19 protein-coding genes are annotated in these 21,129 nt (G+C 67.9%); 10 read left to right on the forward strand and 9 right to left on the reverse strand.

From position 1 onward, the window contains the following. Window positions 1-5 precede the first annotated feature (5 nt). The gene (locus A9976_RS19260) at window positions 6-848 is read right to left on the reverse strand and encodes an META and DUF4377 domain-containing protein (RefSeq protein WP_183020337.1); all 843 of its coding nucleotides are present in this window, start codon (window positions 846-848) and stop codon (window positions 6-8) included. 333 nt (window positions 849-1,181) lie between these two features. Between A9976_RS19260 and A9976_RS19265 the strand changes: the two genes are divergently transcribed. Further along, entirely contained in the window at window positions 1,182-1,760 is a 579-nt protein-coding gene (locus A9976_RS19265) for a DUF2242 domain-containing protein (RefSeq protein ID WP_183020338.1), read from the forward strand. A 22-nt stretch (window positions 1,761-1,782) separates the two neighbouring features. On the opposite strand, the gene A9976_RS19270 is transcribed toward A9976_RS19265, so the two are convergent. The 5 genes from A9976_RS19270 to A9976_RS19290 form a co-directional block, all read right to left on the reverse strand. Further along, window positions 1,783-2,664 (reverse strand): peptidoglycan DD-metalloendopeptidase family protein, encoded by an 882-nt coding sequence (locus A9976_RS19270; protein ID WP_183020339.1) that lies wholly within the window; start codon window positions 2,662-2,664, stop codon window positions 1,783-1,785. A 113-nt stretch (window positions 2,665-2,777) separates the two neighbouring features. Beyond that, on the reverse strand, window positions 2,778-5,060 hold the full coding sequence (locus A9976_RS19275; protein WP_183020340.1) for a DUF3300 domain-containing protein: 2,283 nt from the start codon (window positions 5,058-5,060) through the stop codon (window positions 2,778-2,780). Between the two features lie 183 nt (window positions 5,061-5,243). Then, on the reverse strand, window positions 5,244-5,561 hold the full coding sequence (locus tag A9976_RS19280; protein ID WP_183020341.1) for a DUF2322 family protein: 318 nt from the start codon (window positions 5,559-5,561) through the stop codon (window positions 5,244-5,246). Between the two features lie 91 nt (window positions 5,562-5,652). Beyond that, window positions 5,653-6,369, reverse strand: a complete 717-nt coding sequence (locus A9976_RS19285) for a class I SAM-dependent methyltransferase (RefSeq protein ID WP_183020342.1) — start codon at window positions 6,367-6,369, stop codon at window positions 5,653-5,655. A gap of 129 nt (window positions 6,370-6,498) precedes the next feature. Beyond that, complete coding sequence (locus A9976_RS19290; RefSeq protein ID WP_183020343.1) at window positions 6,499-8,307, reverse strand: glutamine--tRNA ligase/YqeY domain fusion protein; 1,809 nt, start codon at window positions 8,305-8,307, stop codon at window positions 6,499-6,501. Between the two features lie 230 nt (window positions 8,308-8,537). Here A9976_RS19290 and A9976_RS19295 point away from each other — a divergent pair, with 230 nt between their 5' ends. From A9976_RS19295 to A9976_RS19325, 7 genes are all read left to right on the forward strand, one after another. Continuing rightward, window positions 8,538-8,903 carry a hypothetical protein gene (locus tag A9976_RS19295; RefSeq protein ID WP_183020344.1) on the forward strand — a complete coding sequence of 122 codons (366 nt, stop codon included), beginning with the start codon at window positions 8,538-8,540 and terminating at the stop codon, window positions 8,901-8,903. Window positions 8,904-9,028: 125 nt separating this feature from the next. Then, a complete protein-coding gene (aroQ, locus tag A9976_RS19300; RefSeq protein ID WP_183020345.1) occupies window positions 9,029-9,472 on the forward strand; it encodes a type II 3-dehydroquinate dehydratase in 444 nt (147 codons plus the stop codon). Further along, on the forward strand, window positions 9,469-10,353 hold the full coding sequence (locus A9976_RS19305) for an alpha/beta fold hydrolase (RefSeq protein ID WP_183020363.1): 885 nt from the start codon (window positions 9,469-9,471) through the stop codon (window positions 10,351-10,353). Before aroQ ends, A9976_RS19305 begins: the two co-directional genes overlap by 4 nt. Continuing rightward, complete coding sequence (arfB, locus tag A9976_RS19310) at window positions 10,346-10,756, forward strand: alternative ribosome rescue aminoacyl-tRNA hydrolase ArfB (RefSeq protein ID WP_017405644.1); 411 nt, start codon at window positions 10,346-10,348, stop codon at window positions 10,754-10,756. Before A9976_RS19305 ends, arfB begins: the two co-directional genes overlap by 8 nt. 82 nt (window positions 10,757-10,838) lie before the next feature. After that, window positions 10,839-11,777 (forward strand): class III extradiol ring-cleavage dioxygenase, encoded by a 939-nt coding sequence (locus A9976_RS19315; protein WP_183020346.1) that lies wholly within the window; start codon window positions 10,839-10,841, stop codon window positions 11,775-11,777. A gap of 96 nt (window positions 11,778-11,873) precedes the next feature. Further along, on the forward strand, window positions 11,874-12,539 hold the full coding sequence (locus tag A9976_RS19320; protein WP_183020347.1) for an alpha/beta hydrolase: 666 nt from the start codon (window positions 11,874-11,876) through the stop codon (window positions 12,537-12,539). Between the two features lie 222 nt (window positions 12,540-12,761). Then, window positions 12,762-13,682, forward strand: coding sequence for a DUF3014 domain-containing protein (locus tag A9976_RS19325; protein WP_183020348.1), 921 nt, complete (start codon window positions 12,762-12,764; stop codon window positions 13,680-13,682). A 13-nt stretch (window positions 13,683-13,695) separates the two neighbouring features. Here the strand turns inward: A9976_RS19325 and A9976_RS19330 are convergent, their stop codons facing one another. Beyond that, window positions 13,696-14,166 carry an Lrp/AsnC family transcriptional regulator gene (locus A9976_RS19330; protein WP_183020349.1) on the reverse strand — a complete coding sequence of 157 codons (471 nt, stop codon included), beginning with the start codon at window positions 14,164-14,166 and terminating at the stop codon, window positions 13,696-13,698. Between the two features lie 104 nt (window positions 14,167-14,270). Here A9976_RS19330 and mdeB point away from each other — a divergent pair, with 104 nt between their 5' ends. Beyond that, window positions 14,271-16,901 carry an alpha-ketoglutarate dehydrogenase gene (mdeB, locus tag A9976_RS19335; protein WP_183020350.1) on the forward strand — a complete coding sequence of 877 codons (2,631 nt, stop codon included), beginning with the start codon at window positions 14,271-14,273 and terminating at the stop codon, window positions 16,899-16,901. Window positions 16,902-17,236: 335 nt separating this feature from the next. After that, window positions 17,237-19,417 (forward strand): c-type cytochrome, encoded by a 2,181-nt coding sequence (locus A9976_RS19340; protein ID WP_183020351.1) that lies wholly within the window; start codon window positions 17,237-17,239, stop codon window positions 19,415-19,417. Between the two features lie 108 nt (window positions 19,418-19,525). Here the strand turns inward: A9976_RS19340 and A9976_RS19345 are convergent, their stop codons facing one another. After that, on the reverse strand, window positions 19,526-19,738 hold the full coding sequence (locus tag A9976_RS19345) for a molybdopterin-binding protein (RefSeq protein ID WP_043823788.1): 213 nt from the start codon (window positions 19,736-19,738) through the stop codon (window positions 19,526-19,528). Window positions 19,739-19,793: 55 nt separating this feature from the next. Beyond that, window positions 19,794-21,116 (reverse strand): DUF2325 domain-containing protein, encoded by a 1,323-nt coding sequence (locus A9976_RS19350; protein ID WP_183020352.1) that lies wholly within the window; start codon window positions 21,114-21,116, stop codon window positions 19,794-19,796. Between the last annotated feature and the right edge of the window lie 13 nt (window positions 21,117-21,129).

The raw sequence follows: 21,129 nt of genomic DNA on the forward strand, positions 1-21,129 counted from the left end.
GCGGGTCAGCGGCCCACGCGCTCGCTCTCGACCACCATGTCCAGCACATACGCGTAGGCCGAGGCATCGGCGGGCACGTTCTGGCGCTTGTGGCGCTGGATGCGCAGCACGTTGCGGATGCCGGGCTCGTGCTTGTAGCCCTCGATCTCGCTGTAGAAGTTCTCCCACTCGCCGGTGGAGGTCTTCACGCCGTTGTCGCCGTAGCGGATCTCGCGCACGCGCAGGCACTGGAAGTCCTTGATCAGCGGGTGATTGCAGGCCGTGCGCTGGGGGGCCACCTCCAGGAAGATGCGCTCGCCGGCGCTGCCGTACTGGGTCTGGGCCGTGGGCGAGCCGTCGAACTGCCAGCGCGTGCCGTCGATGAAGGTGAGCGTCAGGCGCGCAGGCTGCTTGCCTTCGCCCAGTTGCACGGACCATTGCTTGGCCGTGGGCAGGATGCGGGCCACCTTTTGCTCCAGCGCCATCAGTTGGTCGTCATCGCAGGCCATCAGCGTGCTGGCGGCGCGTTGCGTGGCGATGCGGTTGCCTTCGGTGCGGTAACCCGTGGTCACCACGTTGCACAGATTCTTGACGGCCAGGCGCTGGTCGGCAAATTCCAGTTGCAGGGGCCGCTTGCGCGAGGAGGCGGTCAGGAACCAGCTCTGGTCTTCGGTGCCCTGGGGCGTGAAGGCCTGGCGAAGATTCCAGTGGTAGGCGGTCAGCGATCGGGCATCACCGGGCGGGCCGGCAGGGGCCGACGCCTGGGTCTTGGCACCTTCTTCGGCATTGCCGCCCTTGTCGATATGGCTGCAGGCGCCGAGCCCCATGGTAACGATCACGGGCAGGCACCAGGTCCAGCTTGGCTTCATGTTTGTATTCCTTGGTTGATTGGGTCAGACGCTGACACAGGCGCGGCGGGCTTTGACGGCCTGTTGGCGCGGCGCAGGCCCGCACCGGCCTTGGGCGAATCCGGGCACGATAACGCAGATGTGCCGCGCCGCCTGTCAGAACGGGGCGCTATTCACATTCGTTTGCATCAATTTGATGCAGGAAGAAAACCGATTGCAGCAAAGTTGGCGGCCGATGCATGGCGCTCGGGTGAGAATAGGCGGCCAGCCGCCATGCCATCCGCAGGCTGCGGCGCCGGAGCAAGGAGCAGGTTCGTGTATCGACGTTGGAGTGCAGCAAACAGGGTGCGTGGCATGCGCTACGCGGGAGCTTTGGCCATCATTGCAATGCTTGCGGGCTGCGGCTCGACCATTCCCCAGCATGTGCCCGTGCAGGAGAGCTTCGGCTCCACCGAGACCTTCTCGCGAATGTTCGATGCCTCGCCGGCCCAGACCTGCGAGGCCGCGCGCCGCGCACTGCTGAGCCAGGGCTACATCGCCATGGCGCGCACGGCCGAACTCATTGAAGGCAGCAAGAGCTTCCAGCCCGACCCCGAACTGAACCTGCAGATGAACATCCGCGTGGTCTGCGTGCCGGAGACCGCCGACGGCCAGGTCAGCATCGGCTTTGTCACGGCGCTGCAGGACCGCTATACCTTGAAGAAGAGCGCCAACTCGGCCAGCCTGGGCGTGGGTGCGCTGGGGTCGGTGTCGCTGCCGTTCTCCTCGGGCAGCGACTCCATGGTCAAGGTGGGCAGCGAGACGATTGCCAAGAGCGGCTTCTACGACAGCTTCTTCGAACTGGTGTCGCGCTACCTGGCGCAGGACCGCGAATCCGTCGCCGTGCCCACGCCCGTGGCGCCGCACAACACCATTCCCTCGGCCGACCACTGAAGCCGGCGGGCGCCGGCCCCGTTCAGGCCACCAGGAACAGCGCCGGGTCCACCATGGTGCGGTTGAGCATCACGCCCCAGTGCAGGTGCGGGCCGGTGACACGGCCCGTGGCGCCGACCTTGCAGAAGGCGTCTCCCGTGTCCAGCTGATCGCCCAGCTTGCACTGCACGCTGCTCAGATGGCAGTACATGCTCAGCAGGCCGCCGCCGTGGTCCAGCCACACGGTGCCGCCGTTGAAGAAATAGTCGCCCACATCCACCACCTTGCCCGGCAGCGGCGCGACGACGTTGGTGCCCGTGGCTGCCGCGATGTCCATGCCGCTGTGCGGATTGCGCGGCTGGCCGTTGAACACGCGGCGCAGGCCGAAGCTGCTGCTGCGGCGGCCCGGTACGGGCTGGCGCATGCGCAGGTCGCCAGGGCGTGCAGGCGGCTCGGTGAACAGCGCCATGATGGTCTGCTGGTGGGCGCGTTCACGCTGGTAGCGGGCATCGTCCTCGGGTGACAGGTCCACGGTCTTGGGCGAGACCTTCAGGCGCTGCTCGGTGTATTTCTTGTCGCGCACTTCGTAGGGCAGGGTGCGCGGTGCGCCTTCGCCCTTCACCGTCACGCCATGCGTGCCGGGCGCCACCGACAGCGCAATGCCGACCACGGCCGTCCATTCGATCATGTCGCCCACCACCAGCACGGGCACGTCGCCGGCCAGCACCTGGGGCCGCTGGGCCGATGGTCCCAGCGACAGGCGGGCCACGCCACCGGGCACGCGGCTGTCATGGGGCCAGGGGGATTCGATGGATGGGGCTGCGGCCTTGGCGGCCCAGGCGGGAACGATCAGGCCCGCGCCCGAGGCGCACAGGGATTGCACAAACAGTCGGCGGGAGCGGGAATTCGTCGTCGGTATCTGCATGAGGGAAGCGGGGAGCTGTGGTCGAGCGCCCCATTGTCCGCCATGCCAGCGCGCCAGCTTGCCATCGCCTCAACGCCATGACGCCATGGCATTCAAATGCGCTCGCGGGCCGCTCAACGGTCCCGGCGCTCGTCGCGCCCGCCGCGCCGCTCCTGTGGGCGGGCCGCGTTGGCCATGCGCTGCTGCTGCTGGCGTTGCTCCTGCTGCGCGCGGGCCTGCTGCTGCTGGGCACGCGCCTGTGCCTGGGCCTGCTGTGCTTGCTGGGCCTGCATGCGTTGCTGCTGGGCAGCCTCGAACTGCTGCTGTCTTTGCTGCTGCGCCTGCCGCTCCTGCATCTGGGCCTGTCTTTGCGCCTGCTGCTGGGCCTGCATCCTGGCCTGCATCTGCTCCTGTGCGCGTGCCTGCTGCTGTTGTTGCTGCTGCTGCTGCTGCATTTGCTGCTGGCGCGCCTGGTCCTGGGAGCGCTGCTGCAAGGCCTGGCGATCGCGCTCGGCCTGCTGGCGTGCCTGCGCTTGCGCCTGAACCTGGGCCTGGGCCTGGTCACGCGCCTGATCCCGCATCTGCGCATGGGCCTGCATCTGGGCCTGGCGCTGCTGTTGCTGGCGCGCCTGTTCCTCGCCGCGAAGGCGGGCGGCCTGCGTCTCCATTTGCTGCTGTTGCTGCTGGCGCTGGCGCGTTGCATCGGCCATGGAGCGGTCACGGTCCTGCCTGTCCTGGCCGATCTGCCGGTCCTGTGGCCTCATGCCCTGCTGCGTGGCTGCGGAAGACCAGGAAGGCACGCGGGAGTCGCGGCCCCTGTCACCCTGCATGGCTGCCGCAGGCAGTGCTGGGGCGGGTCGCTGCACGGCACCCGATGCGGATGAGGGGGTCGATTGCGCAGACTGAGGGGACTGTGGCCACTTGCCGAACTGGCCCGGCTGCGAGGCCGGCACCGGGTTCATCCGGGGCTGCAATGAGGCCTGGGGCCGGTCATCAGGCCTGAGGCCCGGGCGTCCGCGATCGGCGCCATCGTGCCGGGCAAATCCCTGGGTGCCGCCGGGCGGCACCATGCCTTGGGCGGACGGGGGCGGGCCGCCCTGCGGCGGCCTCAGGCCCAGGCGTTGGGGCATGCCGGAGTGCGCTGCTGCGGCGGCGCCGGCCATGCCTGCGGCACCGGCCAGGGCCGCGGCTGCCATGCCGCCTGAACGTGGGTCACCAGAGCGTGGGTCGCCAGAGCGCGGGTCGCCCGAGCGAGGATCACCGCCTTGCTGCGGGAAGTCAGGGCGGCGCGGCTCGAAGTGCGGGTTGTTCGCGATGTGGGTGACGTTGCCAACGTTGTTGATGTGCGTGTTGTGGATGTTCTGCACCACCGTGGTCGAGCGCGAGACGTAGGTGTTGTTGTTGTAGATCACGGCCGGGCGGCGCGAGGGCGGTGGCGGCGGTTCGTTGCGGTGCCAGCGGTAGCCGGGCTCGCCCCAGCGCATGCCCCAGGAGTTCCAGCCCCAGGGGCGGCGGTCCACGGACTCGGCCAGGATCACGCCTGCGCCGAAGCCGATCAGCCCCGCCACCACGGGCGCGGCCGAACTGCCCACGTATACGGGTTGCGGCGCCACGATGGGGCGGTATCCGCCGTACATGGGCACGGGCTCGCCATAGACCACACCCGGGTCGTACTGCGGCACATAGACGGTGTCAGGCTGGGCAGGTGCGATCTCGATGAATTGCGGCGGCGTGTCGATCACCGGCACGGGCAGCATGGATGACAGCGGCTCGCCCACGGCCTGCGGTGCGGGCTGGGGCACGGGGGGCGGGGCATCGGCCGTGGCCACGGCCACCTTGAGCCGGCTGGAGTCCTTGAGCGTGCCGGCCTTGTAGGCGCGCTGGCGCATCACCTGGATGGCGTTCATCACATCGGCCGGATCGTTGTAGTAGGCCTTGCCCAGGGCCGTGGTCCAGGGAATGTTGGATGACAGCTGCGCCAGCACATTGGGAAACTGCGCCAGCGACTTGACCGAAGGGTCCCAGTCCTGGCTGTTGACGGCGTTTTGCAGTTCCTCGGGCTTGAGGCCGGGGTTCTGCCCCATCCACACCTCGGCGGCGCCGACCTGGTCGGGATAGGTGGAGGCGGCCAGCACCTGGGCCACGAGCTTGTCGGGGTACAGCGCAATGGGCGCCACCATCTGATAGAGCGTCTCGGCCGAAGGCGGCACATAGGCCACGGGCGTGGCGACGGGCTGGGCGCTTTCGGTGGCAGGCGGCAGCGGCGCGCTGGCGGCCTGCGGGGGCTTGTCCTGGGATTCGTTGCAGGCGCTGAGCGCCAGGGCGGCGGCCAGGCCCAGCACGCTCAGGCGCAGGGCGCCAGCGTGGGAAGTTGAGCGGGCCGTGGTGCGTGCTGTGGGCACGGCGGATTGCAGCATTGCGTTCTCCTGGGCAGGAACGCCTTGCGCGCCGCAGCGGCAAGGCACATGTCATTTGAACGCCAAAGTGCGCGCTGCGTTGACACCGGCGTGTCAGCCGATGCCCCCAGTCCGCGCAACTTCTGTGACGCGGTGTTTACCCAGGCTGAATCAGGCCGCGCTCCAGCCGCGCTCAGGCCACGATCAAGCCGCGATCAGGCGGGCCTGGTAGCTCTCGGCACCCCTGGACCAGGCCAGCAGGCGGTCGATGTTGGGGTGCTTGCCGGGGAAGGCGATGGCGTCCTGCGTGTGCTCGGCATACCACTCCAGGCCCAGCTCGGCGGCGGCCGGCGTGATGCTGCCGCCGTACAGCGCGGCCAGCGCGTGGTACACGGCCAGCGAGCCGGTCTGGCCGGGCTTGTTCTCGATGGTGGCCACGACCTGGCCTTGGGCGTCGGCCAACTGCAGCGCGGCGAGGTGGGTGACGGTGGGCAGTTGCTGAAGGCGTGCGGAGAAGTTCATGCTGAAAGGCAAATCAAAGGGAAAAGAGTGAAAGGGACGGGTCAACCGGCGCCGGGCGTTCTGGTGTTTCAGCGGCTGAGTGGTTCCGTGGTCAGGCCTTGAAGGCAATCCAGGCGCACCAGAACAGGCTGGAGAAAAAGCGCTTGGGCTGCACGAAACCGGCCTGGGCCAGCATCTGCTCCACCACCTCCTCCGAGGCCGGTGGACCCGCGCCCTGCAGGATCTTGCCGAGTTTCGCATGGACGGCGGCCTCGTCCACGCCCGCCATGCGCCAGCGCATGGCCCAGGCTTCAAGGAACAGCGGCTCGCTGTCATAGCGGTGGCGGTTGCAGGCCAGGATGAAGGGCGCCCCCGGCGCCAGCCGCGCCGACAGGGCCTGCAGCAGCCGCAGCTTGTCCGCATCGTCAGGAATGTGGTGCAGCACGCCGATCAGCGTGGCCGCGTCGAACACCGTGCCGGCGGGCAGATCCTCCGCCGCACAGGGTGCTGCCCGCACCCGGTCCGCCAGGCCGGCGGCCGCGATGCGGTCCATGGTCTGGTCCAGCATGGGGGCCGAGGGGTCGGCAGCCGTGAACGTCCACTGCGGCCTGAGCCGCGCCGTGGTCAGGATCTCCTGGCCCGTGCCGCCGGCGCCGCCAATCAGCACCGACTTCGGGCCGGCATCCAGGCTGGCGGCCAGCAGGCAGGCGGCCAGCTCGTGGCAGGCGTCGTAGCCGGCCAGGGCGATGCGGCTTTGCGTCTCGTACTCGGCCGCGCGCGAGGTGTCGAACTTGGCGGCGGAAGCCGCCTGTGGCAAGACTTGGTTCATGGCCTGGCATTGTGCTGAGGCCATGGTCCCTGCAAAAGCGCCGATGTGCGATGGCCCACCCCTGCAAAGCAGGATGGTGGGCCATCTTCCGGGAGGAGCGGTGCAGGTGCCCGTCAGCGGGCCATGCGCCTACTTGCCCCAGGAGTCCTTGAGACCCGTTGCGCGGTTGAACACGGGCTTGCCCGGTGCATGGTCCTTGCGGTCTGCCACGAAGTAGCCGAAGCGTTCGAACTGGAACTTGTCGTCAGGCTGCGCGTTGGCCAGAGAAGGCTCCACATAGGCAGTCACCACCTTGAGGCTGTCCGGGTTGAGCAGCGCCAGGAAGTCCTTGCCGCCCGCATCGGGCTGCGGGTCGGTGAACAGGCGGTCGTACAGGCGCACCTCGGCCTGCACGCCGTCGGCCACGCCCACCCAGGTGATGGCGGCCTTGACCTTGACGCTGTCCGCACCCGGCGTGCCGCTCTTGGTGTCGGGCACCACGGTGGCCAGCACCTTGGTGACGTTGCCCTCGGCATCCTTCTCGCAGCCCGTGCACTCGATCACGTAGCCGCCCTTCAGGCGCACCTTGTTGCCCGGGAACAGGCGCTTGTAGCCCTTGGGAGGCACTTCGGCGAAGTCCTCGCGCTCGATCCACACCTCGCGGCCCAGCGTGAAGCGGCGCACCGGCACCTGCTGGCCTTCGGCGGCGTGGGGCAGGGCGGGCAGCTCGCAGGCTTCCAGGTGCTCGGCACTGCCGAAGACCTCGGCCCAGTTGGTCAGCTCCAGCTTGAGCGGGTCCAGGGCCACCATGCCGCGATGGGCCTGGTTCTCCAGGTCCTCGCGCAGGCAGCCTTCCAGCGTGGAGTAGTCGATCCAGGCGTAGTCCTTGGTCACGCCGATGCGCTCGCAAAAGGCCTGGATGCTCTGGGGCGTGTAGCCGCGGCGGCGCAGGCCGACGATGGTGGGCATGCGCGGATCGTCCCAGCCGCTGACGATGCCGTTGTCCACCAGGTGCTTGAGCTTGCGCTTGCTGGTGATCACATAGGTCAGGTGCAGGCGCGAGAACTCGTACTGGCGCGGCTGCGGCGCGGCGATCAGGCCGCCTTCGCGCAGATGGTCCAGCAGCCAGTCGTAGAACGGGCGCTGGTCCTCGAACTCCAGCGTGCAGATGCTGTGGGTGATGTGCTCCAGCGCGTCCTCGATGGGATGGGCGAAGGTGTACATCGGGTAGATGCACCACTGGTTGCCGGTGTTGTGGTGCTCGGCATGGCGCACGCGGTAGATGGCCGGGTCGCGCAGGTTGATGTTGGGCGATGCCATGTCGATCTTTGCGCGCAGCACGGCAGCGCCATCGGGCAGCTTGCCGTCGCGCATTTCGCGAAAGCGCGCCAGGTTCTCGGCCACCGTGCGGCTGCGGAACGGGCTGTCCACGCCGGGGCGCGAGAAATCGCCACGGTTGGCCTTCATGTCGTCGGCGCTTTGCTCGTCCACATAGGCCAGACCCTGCTCGATCAGGTACTCGGCTGCGCGGTACATGAAGTCGAAGTAGTTGCTGGCGAAGTACAGGTTCTCGTGACCGTCGGCTTCCTTCCAGCCGAAGCCCAGCCAATGGACGGCATCGATGATGCCGTCCACGTACTCCTGGTCTTCCTTCTCGGGGTTGGTGTCGTCGAAACGCAGGTGGCAGGCACCCTCGTAGTCGCGCGCCAGGCCGAAGTTCAGGCAGATGGCCTTGGCGTGCCCCACATGCAGGTAGCCGTTGGGCTCGGGCGGGAAGCGTGTGCGGATCTTCGCCACGTCCACCTGGCCCTGGTTGTGGTGGTCGCCATCACCGGGGCTTCCACCCCAGCGGCGCTGGGCGTGGGTACCGTTGGCCAGGTCGGCCTCGATGATTTGGCGCAGAAAGTTACTCGGTTTGACCGGATCTTTGGAGATGGGGGAGGCGTCAGCAGAGCTCATCGCAGCATTGTAGGCGCCCGCCTGCCGACCCGCTCCGGACGGCTTTCGGACAGCCGCGCCAGACAAGGCTTGAGGCATTTGGAAACAAACTTGTAGGAAAGCCTGCCATCCGTTGACCCCTCTCGCGCGTTGAGAATGCAGGGCGTATGCCGTCCCCCTGTGCCAAAGTGCGGGAAGGCGGCACCAGCGGCAATGCCTGCCACGCCTGTCCAACTTCGAGGAGAGACACCATGACAACGACAGCTTCCCCGTGGGTTGCAAAAGCAGCAGCAGCCGGCCTGGCCCTGGCCGCCCTCATGGCTTCGGGCGCCGCCCAGGCCCGGGGCGATGTGCAATGGTCCATCAGCCTGAATTCGCCGGGCATGTATGGCCCGCCCGTCTATGTCGCGCCTGCCCCCGTCTATGTGGCACCGCCCCAGCCCATCTACTACGCGCCCCCGCCGCCGGTCTACTACGCGCCGCGCGCCGTCTACCGCGCGCCGCCCGTCGTGGTCGTGCCCGGCTATGGATACGGATACGGCTATCGCGGCGGCTACCGTGGCGAATACCGCCATGGTCATGGTCATGGCCACGGGCATGGTCACTGGCGCCGTTGAACTGAACTGAGCTGAATCGACTCGTGCCGCCCTTAGGGGCGGCTTTTTACGTGGTGCCTGCGCTGTGGCCGGGCCGGGGATGGCCCGCATAATCCAGCCCGTTGGAAACCTGGAGTGTCCCCGCCGTGAAAACCGTCTATGTCCTCAATGGCCCGAACCTGAACCTGCTGGGCCTGCGTGAACCCGCCATCTATGGATCCCAGACCCTGGCCGATGTGCGTGCGCTGTGCGAAGCCGCCTGCGCGCGCTACGGGCTGGGGCTGGAGTTCCGCCAGAGCAACCACGAAGGCGAACTGGTGGACTGGATACACGAAGCCGGCCGCATGCACGCCGAAGGCCGCCTGGCCGGCCTGATCTTCAACGCCGCCGCCTACACCCACACCAGCGTGGCCCTGCTGGATGCCGTCAAGGGCACGGGCGTGCCGCTGGTGGAGCTGCACATCAGCAATGTGCATGCGCGCGAGAGCTTCCGCCACCACTCCTACCTGTCGGCCGCCGCGCGCGCCGTGATGTGCGGCTTTGGCGTGGCCGGCTATGGCCTGGCCATTGACGCTGTCGCCCAGTGGTGAACACGCCTGCCGCCATAGAGCGCCTGCGCGCCCGGGCGCGGCGCCTGACCACGCCGCTTTCCGCGGCGCAGCCCGAAGACGGCCGCATGGTCTGGCATGTCTGGGGCGAGCCCCGTACGGGCGCGCTGCCCATCGTCATGCTGCACGGCGGCAGCGGCAGCTGGACCCACTGGCTGCGCTGCATGGACGCGCTGCTGGCCCAGGGGCGCCAGCTGTGGATACCTGACCTGCCAGGCTTTGGCGATTCCGATGGGGTGCCGGGCGGCCAGGATGCCGACACCCTGGTCGAGCCGCTGCGCCAGGGCCTGCGGCAGCTGCTGGCCGATGGCCGCGCGACCGCCGCCCCGCTGTGTGATCTGGTCGGATTCTCTTTTGGCGGCATGACGGCCGGCATGCTGGCCGCCGCCGATGGCACGCTGGCCCGGCGCCTGGTGCTGGCCGGGGCGCCCGGCATGGGCGTGGGCAAGGGCCTGGCCGTGCGGCTCAAGGGCTGGCGCCACCTGGCCACGCCCGAGGCGCAGGCCGTGGCCCACCGCTACAACCTGCAGGCGCTGATGCTGCATGACGCCGGCCTCATCGACGAAGACACCCTGGCCCTGCATGTGCTGAACGTGGAGCGTGACCGCCTTGCGCGCCGCCGCCTCTCGCACACCGACGTGCTGGCGCGTGCCCTGCAGGCCGTGGACGGCCCCGTATGGGCCATCTATGGCGAGCACGACGCGCTCTACCCGGGCCCGATGATGCAGGAGCTGGCGCAGGCTTTTGCACGCCATGCGCGCGACTTCCGGGGCCTGGCCCTGGTGGCTGGCGCGGGCCACTGGGTCATGCATGAGCGGCCCGATGCCTTTGTGGCGGCATTGACCGCCGCGCTGGATGCCTGAGCGCATGCGGCCCATCGAGCTGCACGAGGTGCAGTGGACCGCCATGCGCGCTCAGGGCGCGGGCGGCCAGAACGTGAACAAGGTCTCCAGCGCCGTGCACCTGCGCTTTGACGTGCGTGCCTCGCGCCTGCCCGAGGCCGTGCAGCAGCGCCTGCTGGCCCTGCGCGACGGCCGCATCACCAACGAGGGCGTAGTCGTCATCAAGGCACAGCAACACCGCACGCAGGAGCAGAACCTGCGCGCCGCGCTGCAGCGGCTCAACGTGCTGGTGGCCGCGGCCTATCCCGAGCCCATCCTGCGCCGTGCCACCCGGCCCACGCTGGGATCACAGCGGCGCCGCCTGGAAAGCAAGAGCCGGCACGGCGCCACCAAGGCCCTGCGCGGGCGCCCGCGCGACGATTGATCCGGATTGACCCGGCCAGCGCAACAATGTGTGCTGCCGCTGGCGGCTTGGCGCGGCGCCCGGGCGTCCCTACATTAGGGGAATGCAAGACTCCCACGCTCCCCACTCTTCCCGGGTTTCCTCCGCTGCCGATGCCCGGCTGCCCGTGCTCTATGTCTCCCACGGCTCGCCCATGTTCGCGCTGGAGCCGGGTGAAACCGGCCCCGTGCTCGCGCAATGGGGCAGGGCGCTGCGCCAGGCCCACGGCCCGCTGCGCGGCGTGGTCGTCATGTCGCCGCACTGGATGTCGCGCGGCGTGGAAGTCATGACCGGGGCCAGGCCCTCCACCTGGCACGACTTTGGCGGCTTTCCGCCCGCGCTCTACGAACTGCAGTACCCGGCCACCGGCGCCCCGCAACTGGCACGGGAAGTCATGGAGCGCCTGCAGGCCGCAGGCATTGCCGCCAGTGCCAACGCGCAGCGGCCCTTCGACCATGGCGCCTGGGTGCCGCTGATGCACTTGCTGCCCGATGCCGACCTGCCCGTGGTCCAGCTGTCCCTTCCCGCCTCGGCCGGGCCGGCCGAAACCCATGCGCTGGGCGCGGCCCTGGCGGGGCTGCGCGATGAGGGCGTGCTCATCGTCGGCTCCGGCAGCATGACGCACAATCTGGGCGAATTCCGGGGCGGCACGGGCGAGGCCACGGTGCGGGTGGACGACGCCGTGCAGGCCCTGCGCAGCCAGGATGGCCTGCAGGACGACCATGCCGTCGGCGGCTCCAGCGCCTCTTCGCCCTACGTGCAGGACTTCAGCCGCTGGATCGAATCGCGCCTGCAGGCGCAGGACCTGCCCGCGCTGCTGGACTATCGCTCACGCGCTCCCTCGGCCCGGCGCGCCCACCCCAGCGAAGAGCACTTCATGCCGCTGTACTTCGCCCTGGGTGCGGCTGGCGCCACGGCGCGGCCCCGGTATCTGAGCCGCGAAGTCATGTACTCCATCCTGGCCATGGATGCGATGGCCTTCGAGGACGCGCAGGCGGCATAACCTCCTGCCGCCACGGACTTGGCGAGGCGCCACAATGGCGCGTTGCCCGGGACCACCCCGGTCCCGGAAATCGCTTAAAAAGCCAAGGAGTCCGTGATGATCGACCTGCCCCTGGTGGCGCTGGAGCGCCCCGCACAACCCGCACCCGGGCAACAGCCCTGGCTGCTGGTGCTCATGCATGGCGTTGGCAGCAATGAGCAGGACCTGTTCGGCCTCGCATCGTTCGTGCCGCCGCAGTTCCACGTGCTCAGCCTGCGCGCTCCGTTTTCCATGGGGCCCGGCGCCCATGCCTGGTTCCAGTTCACGGTGGATGCCAACGGCACGCGCCACATCCACGCATCGCAGGAAGAGCATAGCCGCGCCCTGGTGGCCCAGACCGTGCAGCAGGCTGGCGCGCGGCTGGACATCCCTGCCCAGCGAACCGTGGCGGGCGGCTTCAGCCAGGGCGGCATCATGGCGCTCAGCCTGCTGCTGACCCAGCCCGCGCTGCTGCGCGCCGCCATGTGCTGGCACAGCCGCCTGCTGCCAGAGGCCTTGCCGCACCAGGCCCCTGACGCGGCCTTTGACGGCAAATCGCTCTGGGTCAGCCATGGCACCTACGACAACGTCATTCCGCTGACCAGCGCCCACGCCATTCGCAGCCACGTGCAGCGCCTGCCGCTGCAACTGAGCTATCACGAATACCCGAGCATGCATGAGATCCGCCCCGACGAGCTGCAGGCCGCCATGGCCTGGCTCCAGGATCTGGGCACGCAGGGCTGAGCCGGCTGCACTACCCCCTTCTTGTGCGCAGGCTGGCCGCGTAAGCCGGGTAACGCCTTGTTGCCTGGTGGGCTCGATGGCCTGTGCAGGCAGCCGGGCGGCTTATAAACGCAAGACAGGGGCCGGTGTCAGGAAAGCCGGGGAACCCTGGTTGCGCTTTCCTGTCGCACGTCCTGCGGCAGCTGTGCTGCCAGCCCCCTGCCCAAGCCAAAGGACCCATCCATGCCAGAACGCGACCTCCAAGACTTCCGCCCCCGCGCCAGATCCTCCGGCCCATCGGCTTTCGGCATCGCCGCAGCGGTGCTGGCGGCTGCCGCCCTGGGGGGCGCGGCCTGGTGGTACTGGTGGCGTCCCGCCGCCGTGCCCGAGGCGCCGTCGGAAGTGGCGCAGGCGCCCGCCCAGTCCACCCAGCCCTCCGAACCTGAACCCGTCCCCGCGCCCGAGCTGACCGAGCCCCAGAACCCTGTCGATACGCTGGAGCCCCCCGCGCCTGGCCTGCCTGCGCTGCAGGACTCCGACGCCCATGTCACCCAGGCCCTGAATGGCCTGCTGGGCCGTGACAAGGCAGGCAGCTTTCTGCAGATGGACGGCTTTGTGCGCCGCGCCGTGGCCACCGTGGACAACCTGACCCGCTCACAGGCCCCTGCACGGCTTTGGCCCGTGCACCCGGCGCCTCAGCGTTTCACGGTGGAGGGCGCGGCAGAGGCGGGTGAGGCGCAGGCCATCGTCCCCGCCAACGCCGCACGCTACAAGGCGTTCGTGACCTTTGCCGAGTCCATTCCCATGGACGGGGCCGTCAAGCTCTATGCCCGGCTGTACCCCCTGTTCCAGACCGCCTATGAAGACCTGGGCTATCCCAGCCGCTATTTCAACGATCGCCTCATTGCCGTCATAGACCACCTGCGCGCCGCGCCCGAGCCCGCGGGCCCGGTGCAGGTACGGCTGACCAAGGTGGAGGGCGAGGTGCCCTCCGTCCAGCCCTGGGTGCGCTACGAATACGCCGACCCCGAGCTGCAGGCCCTGTCCAGCGGCCAGAAGATGCTGGTGCGCATGGGCCTGGACAACGAGCGCCGCCTCAAGGCCGTGCTGGGCGAGCTGCGCCGCCGCATCGCCACCGGCGAGATGGCCAGGCCTGCGGGCTGAGGCGGGCCCGGAATCATCCCGCCGCAGGCAGTGGCAGGGCGGTCTTGTAGCGCACCTGCTTGAGCGTGAAGCTGGAGCGGATCTTCTCTATGCCGGGAATGGGCGTGAGCTGCTCCACGATGAAGCGCTCCAGTGCGCCTATGTCGGCCAGCGCCACGCGGATGAGGTAGTCTGCGTCGCCGCTCATCAGGTAGCACTCCATGACTTCGTCGTGTTCGGCAATGCGGCGCTCGAAGTCGGCCAGCGATTCCTTGGCCTGCGACCTGAGGCTGATGTTGATGAACACGTTCAGCCCCAGCCCCAGCGCCGACGCATTGGCCAGCGCCACATAGCGCGCGATCACGCCGGCCTTCTCCAGCGCCTTGACGCGCGCCAGGCAGGGCGAGGGCGACAGGTGCACGCGCCGCGCCAGCTCCACGTTGGACAGCGAGCCGTCCGTTTGTAGCTCGGCCAGAATGCGCAAGTCGATGGTGTCCAGTTTCATGTGCCGGATTTTATGTAGATACCGGCATGAAATGCTGGAATATGGCGTTTTCCTTATCCATGAACGGCTGCTCATGCCGGCCTGCCAGTCCTAAAGTGGCGGTCATGAACGCACCCACGCCGCTGGCCGCGCTGGCCGATATCGATACCGATCCCCAGGAAACCACCGAATGGCGGGAGGCCTTCGCGGCCCTGGTCGCCGCCGAAGGCCCGCAGCGCGCGCGCTTCGTGCTCGAAGAGCTGGCGCGCATGGCGCGCGAGCAGCGCCTGGGCTGGCAGCCCGACCTGAACACGCCCTATGTGAACAGCGTGGCGGCGCAGCAGCAGCCGGTGTTTCCGGGCGACCTGGCCATCGAGGAGCGGCTGGCGTCCATCATGCGCTGGAACGCGCTGGCCATGGTGGTGCGCGCCAACCAGGCCTATGGCGAGCTGGGCGGCCATATCGCCAGCTATGCCAGCGCGGCCGACCTGTTCGAGACCGGGTTCAACCATTTCTTCCATGCGCGGGAGGGACTTGCGCCGGGCCAGCACCGGGGCGACCTGGTGTTTTTCCAGCCGCACAGCGCGCCCGGCGTGTATGCGCGAGCCTTTCTGGAAGGGCGGCTGACCGAGCAGGACCTGCAGCACTACCGCCAGGAGATCAGCGCGCCGGCTGCAGGCGCGCAGGGCCTGTCCAGCTATCCCCATCCCTGGCTGATGCCCGATTTCTGGCAGTTCCCGACGGGCTCCATGGGCATTGGCCCCATCAGCAGCATCTACCACGCGCGCTTCATGCGCTATCTCACGCACCGCCGCCTGCTGGACTGCCAGCAGCGCAAGGTCTGGGGCGTGTTCGGCGACGGCGAGATGGACGAGCCCGAAAGCATGAGCGCCCTCACGCTGGCCGCGCGCGAGGGGCTGGACAACCTGGTCTGGGTGGTCAACTGCAATCTGCAGCGGCTGGACGGCCCGGTGCGCGGCAACGGCCGCATCGTCGATGAACTGGAGCGGCTGTTCGCGGGCGCGGGCTGGAACGTGGTCAAGCTGCTGTGGGGCAGCGACTGGGACGGGTTGTTCGCGCGTGACCTCACCGGCACCCTGGCACGCACGCTGGGCGGCACGGTGGACGGGCAGATGCAGACCTTCGCTGCCAAGGACGGACGCTACAACCGCGAGCATTTCTTTGGACAGAACCCCGAGCTTGCCGCCCTGGCCCAGGGTCTGACGGACGAGCAGATCGACCGCTTGAAGCGCGGCGGCCATGACCTGGTGAAGATCCATGCGGCCTATGCAGCGGCTGCCGCCCATCGCGGCCAGCCCACGGTGATCCTTGCCCATACCAAGAAGGGCTACGGCATGGGATCGGCCGGGCAGGGCAAGATGACCACGCACAGCCAGAAGAAGCTGGACGAGTCCGACCTGATCGAGTTCCGCAACCGCTTCAACCTGCCGCTCAGTGACGAGCAGGCCAAGGGCCTGGCCTTCCATAAACCTGCCGATGACAGCGCCGAGATGCAGTACCTGCGCGATCGCCGCACGGCCCTGGGCGGCGCACTGCCGCGCCGTGAAACGGTGTGCGACCGCGTGCCCGTTCCAGCGCTGGACCAGTACGCGCAGTTCGCGCTGGCGCCTGCCGGCAAGGAGATGAGCACCACCATGGCCTTCGTGCGCATGCTGGGCGGCCTGCTCAAGGACGAGCAGCTGGGTCCGCGCATCGTGCCCATCGTGGCCGACGAGGCGCGCACCTTCGGCATGGCCAACCTGTTCAAGCAGGTGGGCATCTACAGCAGCCTGGGGCAGCGCTACGCGCCCGAGGACATCGGCTCGGTGCTGTCCTACCGCGAGGCGCTGGACGGCCAGATCCTGGAGGAGGGCATCAGCGAGGCCGGCGCCATCGCCAGCTGGACGGCCGCGGCCACCAGCTACAGCGTGCACGGCCTGGCCATGCTGCCGTTCTACATCTACTACTCCATGTTCGGCTTCCAGCGCGTGGGCGACGCCATCTGGGCGGCGGCCGACCAGCGGGCGCGCGGCTTTTTGCTGGGCGCCACCTCGGGCCGCACCACGCTGGGCGGAGAAGGCCTGCAGCACCAGGACGGCTCCAGCCATCTGGTGGCGGCCACCATTCCCAACTGCAAGGCCTGGGACCCCGCGCATGCGGGCGAACTGGCCGTGATCCTGGACGCCGGCATGCGCGAGATGCTGGTCGAGCAGCGCGACGTTTTCTACTACATCACCCTGATGAACGAGAACTACGCCCAGCCCGACCTGCCACCGGGCGCGGCCGAAGGCGTGCTGCGCGGCGGCTATGTGTTCGGCCGCTTTGGCGATGCGGGCCGTGCCACGCAGCATGTCACCTTGCTGGGATCGGGTGCCATCCTCACCGAAGTGCTCAAGGCCGCCGAGCAATTGGCCAGCGAGGGCATGGCCGCTACCGTGGTCAGCGTGACCAGCTGGAGCGAACTGGCGCGCGATGGCGTGGCCTGCGAGCAGCGCATGCTGGCGGGCGAGGCACCTGGCCAGCCCTGGATCGCCCAACTGCTGGACGGCACGCAGGGCCCGGTGATTGCCGCCACCGACTATGTGCGCGCCGTGCCCGAGACCGTGCGCGCCTTCCTGCCCGCAGGCAGGCGATTCCTCACCCTGGGCACGGACGGCTTTGGCCGAAGTGACACGCGTGCCGCGTTGCGCGGCCACTTTGGCGTGGATGCGCACAGCGTGGCGCAGGCGGCGCGCCGCTGCAGCCAGGCGGCCTGAGCCCGGCGGGCGAGCCGCCACCCGATACACTGACGGATACACCGACGGTGAAATCAGCGGCCCCTTGCGGGCCGCTTTTTCGTGCGCACCCGAGAAGGCTGCGCGCGCTTTTTCCCTGCATTGATTAAGCCCGCGTTAAATGCGCTATTGGCTTATCGTTTTCGTCGGCTTGCATGGAAAAAATAAGTGGATACCACTAGAATTCGTATATATAAGAAGATATTGCGCAAAGAGATGATCATTTGCTGCAATGGCTGCAGGCGTTGGGTTGAATATCTCGTCAATATCCGTTTTTGCCTCTTTCAATAATAATTCATTTCAGTGGATCGAAGACGATGAAACTCTCGCTCAAGCAAGGCCTGCTATGCGTGGCCGCGCTGTCGGCCGCCGCCTGGCAACTGGCCATTTCGGCGTCGGCGCCCGCAGTGGACCATGCGCAAATGCCGCAAATCATTGATGACCTGCCCGCCGATTACGCAGCGGACCTGACGGCGGAGCAAAGAACCCTGGTCGATCGTGGCCGATATATCGCACGCCTGGGTGATTGCGTTGCCTGCCACACCGGCAATAAATCCCAGCCCATGGGTGGTGGGCTGGCGCTGGAGACGCCATTCGGCAAGATCTATTCCACAAATATCTCGCCCGACGCCGATACGGGCATGGGCAAATACAGCTTCGAGCAGTTCGATCGCGCCATGCGCAAGGGCGTGGCAGCCGATGGCCGCAACCTGTATCCGGCCATGCCCTATCCCTCCTACGCCAAGATGACGGCCGAGGACATGCAGGCCCTGTACGCCTATCTGCTGCAGGGCGTGGCGCCCGTGAAGGCGGCCAACAAGGAGTCCGACCTGGGCTTTCCCTTCAACCAGCGCTGGGGCCTGGCGCTGTGGAACTGGGTGTTTCTGGATGACACGCCCTTCCAGCCCCAACCGCAGCAAACTGCCCAGTGGAACCGGGGTGCCTACCTGGTGCAGGGCCTGGGCCACTGCGGCGCCTGCCATACGCCGCGCGGCGTGGGCTTCCAGGAAAAGACCATGACCGGCGAGGGCAGCAAGGGCGAGTATTTCCTGGCCGGCGAGACCGTGGAGAACTGGCGCGCGCTGAGCCTGCGCAATCTGTGGACACCCGAGGAAACCGCCCAGTTGCTCAAGACCGGGCGCAACAGCCACGGCACGGTCTCCGGCAACATGGTCGACGTGGTGCAGCACAGCACGCAGTACATGAGCGATGCGGACCTGCTGGCCATTGGCGCCTATCTGAAGTCGCTGCCCGCAGGCAAGAACGATCTGCCCATGCAGGTGGCCCAGGGGCCGGGGCCGGTCATCGCCCCGCATCCGGCGCCGCAGGCCTCCGGGCATGCGCCGTCCGCCACGTCGGCAGTGTCTTCCGACGTGCCTGCCGACCTCTACGCCAGCCGGGGCGGCCTGGGCTATCTGCAGTTCTGCGCCGACTGCCACCGTGCCGATGGCGGTGGCGTGAAGGACGTGTTCCCGCCGCTTGCCGGCAATTTCTCGCTGCAGTCGCAGGACCCGTCCACGCTGATCCATCTGATGCTGGCGGGCTGGAAGTCGCCCGTCACGCAAAGCCATGCGCGGCCGCTGACCATGCCGGCCTTCGCCCAGCTCAAGGACGCGGAGATCGCCGACATCCTCAACTTCGCCCGCAAGAGCTGGGGCCGTGCCGATGCGCGCGAGATCCATGCCAAGGAGGTGCAATCCATGCGCAAGCAGCTCGATGCCAAGGGCGAAAGCGCACGCCCCTTCGAGACGCCGCGCCTGGCCGCCATGCTGGACGAATCCAATGCCAGGCAACTGGTCTACGGCGCCCGCCTGAACATTGAGACGCGTGACCTGTTGCCCAAGAATGTGGGCAATGCGCTGAACTGCGCCAGCTGCCACCTGAACGCGGGCACGGTGGCCGATGGTTCGCCCTACATCGGTGTCTCGGCCTTCTTCCCCGGCTATGCGCCGCGCGCGGGCCGCGTCATCACGCTGGAGGATCGCATCAATGGCTGCTTCCTGCGCTCCATGAACGGCAAGCCGCTGCCGCTGGAGTCCGACGAGATCAAGGCCATGGTGGCCTACTTCGACTGGATGCGCCGCGAAACCAAGCCCGAGGACAAGGTCGAAGGCCGGGGCGTGGGCAAGATCAGCCAGTCCATCGTGCCCAACGTGGACAACGGCAAGAAGGTCTATGCGGCCCAGTGCGCGGTCTGCCATGGCGGCGAGGGCGAGGGCGTGAAGAATGCCAAGGGACAGTGGGTCTATCCGCCGCTGTGGGGTGACGAGTCCTTCAACATCGGCGCAGGCATGGCGCGCACCTACACGGCAGCGGCCTTCGTCAAGCGCAACATGCCCATCGCCTTCCATGGCAACTTCCCGCTGGGCCAGGGCGGCCTCAGCGACCAGGAGGCCGTGGACGTGGCCGAGTACTTCAGCCATCAGCCGCGCCCGGATTTTGCCAACAAGCACAAGGACTGGCCCAAGGACAAGAAGCCGGCCGATGCGCGGTATTGAAGCGCAGCAGGCGTAGTCGCCAGAAAGAAATTCCCGCCATGCGGCGGGAATCCGGGGACGGGGCAGGGAGTAATTCCTGCCCCGTCCTTTTTTTGGGGGAGCGCTTGCTCAGTCGTCCACGCCAATCATCACGGACGAGGCCTTGATCACGCCATAGGCCTTGGCGCCTTCCTTCAGGCCCAGCGCATCGGCCGAATTGCTGGTGATGCTCGAGGTGATCTGGATGCCGGGGGCGATCTCCAGCGTCACTTCCGTGCTGACCGGACCCCGGACGATGGAAACGACCGTGCCCGAAAGCACATTGCGCGCGCTGATCTTCATGCTGGACTCCTGAGGTGTGGGAAGAACGGATGGTAGCGTGCGCCGCCCGGCCCCGTCAGCCATGCCGCAGGCAAAAGTGTGATGCCCTGTCGGGTTCGGGTGGAGCCAGCTCCCGCGCGACCGTGGCCGCAAAGCTCGCCAGGCTGGCGGTGCGCAATGCCATGAAGGGCACGCCGTGCCGCTCGCTGAGGCGCTTGAGGTTGACCACGGAATCATGGTCCACGCAGTCCACGGGAAAGACCACCAGATCGACACGGGGCAACTGCGCGGCCAGCAGGCCCTTGCGCGTCTCCAGTCCGCCATCGTGGTGCACGAACTCGCCGCCGTGGCGCTGTACATGGTCGCGTATGGCGGGCGTGGAGCTGGGGCGCCCGCCCACGTAGAGCAGCTTGCGGCCCTGCAGCGCCTGCTGCTGCGTGGCATCGGGGGCCTGGGGCTGGCTGGCCGCGCGCTGCAGTTCCTTCTCGGCGGCGGCCAGTTCCTCGGCCAGACACTGCACGCGCTGCTGCAATTGTTCGGCCATCTGCTGCAGGCGGCCGGCCTCGGCCCAGGCCTGTTCGGCAGCGCGTTCTGCACGCTCGCGCCGTTCGGTATGCATGCCGACCAGGGCGCCGGCATCGGTGGGGCGGGCCTCGCCTTCAGGGGCTGCCCCTGTCCTGAGCTGTGACAGGCGAGCCTCGAAGTCCAGGGATTGCTGGCGCAACTGGCCGGCCAGCGCATCACGTTCGAGCTGGGTTTGGTGGTGGCGCTGGCGTTCGCGTTCCAGCTTGTCCTGCAGTTGCAGGTTTTCCTTTTCCAGAGCCACGAAGCGCTTGAGTTCATGCCGGTTGGCCGATCCCATCAGGTGCGACAGCATGTGCACCTCACCGAAGGCCATCTGGCGCAGCGCAAAGCTCGCGCACTTGTGCGTGAGCAGTGCCCAGTAGGCGCCCGGAATCTCGCCCTGCTGCCAGGCCTGCTTCCAGGCCGCTTCGAGCGCGGCCTCGTCCTGGGCGGCGGCAAAGCCCTTGATCACGGCGGCATGGCGCTGTTCCAGCGCCTTGTGGATGGCCTTGGACAGATCGCCGTTCTCATGCGCAAGGCCCACGGCCTGGTGGTGCAGTTCCAGGTCGGTCCTGCCCTTGATATCCATGTGCCTGCCCATCAGCTTGCGCAGCTCGGCCGGGCTCAGGCAGGTGCCGATCACCGAACAGTGCAGATGCGTGTCCAGCTGGTACAGCCGCGTGCGCGTCTGGGCGGGCGCCGCGCCTGCAGCGTCGTCCTTGCCATGGTCATGCCCGCAGCAGGTGCCGTCCCCGGCCTGCAAGGCGCCGGCCGACACGGCGGCGCCCAGGGCGGCCATGCCGCCTGCGCTGAGTTTGAAGGGGGGCGTCAACATCGGAAGGCCTCTC

Origin of the sequence: Delftia sp. UME58 (genome assembly GCF_014170385.1) — a bacterium.
GTDB lineage: Bacteria > Pseudomonadota > Gammaproteobacteria > Burkholderiales > Burkholderiaceae_C > Comamonas > Comamonas acidovorans.

Coding starts and splice junctions, on each gene's coding strand:
- A9976_RS19270 (WP_183020339.1), bottom strand. CDS start 2,664: ATGCAGATACCGACGACGAATTCCCGCTCCCGCCGACTGTTTGTGCAA.
- A9976_RS19345 (WP_043823788.1), bottom strand. CDS start 19,738: ATGAAGATCAGCGCGCGCAATGTGCTTTCGGGCACGGTCGTTTCCATC.
- A9976_RS19295 (WP_183020344.1), top strand. CDS start 8,538: ATGACAACGACAGCTTCCCCGTGGGTTGCAAAAGCAGCAGCAGCCGGC.
- A9976_RS19285 (WP_183020342.1), bottom strand. CDS start 6,369: ATGAACCAAGTCTTGCCACAGGCGGCTTCCGCCGCCAAGTTCGACACC.
- A9976_RS19320 (WP_183020347.1), top strand. CDS start 11,874: ATGATCGACCTGCCCCTGGTGGCGCTGGAGCGCCCCGCACAACCCGCA.
- A9976_RS19265 (WP_183020338.1), top strand. CDS start 1,182: ATGCGCTACGCGGGAGCTTTGGCCATCATTGCAATGCTTGCGGGCTGC.
- A9976_RS19275 (WP_183020340.1), bottom strand. CDS start 5,060: ATGCTGCAATCCGCCGTGCCCACAGCACGCACCACGGCCCGCTCAACT.
- A9976_RS19280 (WP_183020341.1), bottom strand. CDS start 5,561: ATGAACTTCTCCGCACGCCTTCAGCAACTGCCCACCGTCACCCACCTC.
- A9976_RS19350 (WP_183020352.1), bottom strand. CDS start 21,116: ATGTTGACGCCCCCCTTCAAACTCAGCGCAGGCGGCATGGCCGCCCTG.
- A9976_RS19260 (WP_183020337.1), bottom strand. CDS start 848: ATGAAGCCAAGCTGGACCTGGTGCCTGCCCGTGATCGTTACCATGGGG.
- mdeB (WP_183020350.1), top strand. CDS start 14,271: ATGAACGCACCCACGCCGCTGGCCGCGCTGGCCGATATCGATACCGAT.
- A9976_RS19290 (WP_183020343.1), bottom strand. CDS start 8,307: ATGAGCTCTGCTGACGCCTCCCCCATCTCCAAAGATCCGGTCAAACCG.
- A9976_RS19340 (WP_183020351.1), top strand. CDS start 17,237: ATGAAACTCTCGCTCAAGCAAGGCCTGCTATGCGTGGCCGCGCTGTCG.
- arfB (WP_017405644.1), top strand. CDS start 10,346: ATGCCTGAGCGCATGCGGCCCATCGAGCTGCACGAGGTGCAGTGGACC.
- A9976_RS19325 (WP_183020348.1), top strand. CDS start 12,762: ATGCCAGAACGCGACCTCCAAGACTTCCGCCCCCGCGCCAGATCCTCC.
- A9976_RS19315 (WP_183020346.1), top strand. CDS start 10,839: ATGCAAGACTCCCACGCTCCCCACTCTTCCCGGGTTTCCTCCGCTGCC.
- A9976_RS19330 (WP_183020349.1), bottom strand. CDS start 14,166: ATGAAACTGGACACCATCGACTTGCGCATTCTGGCCGAGCTACAAACG.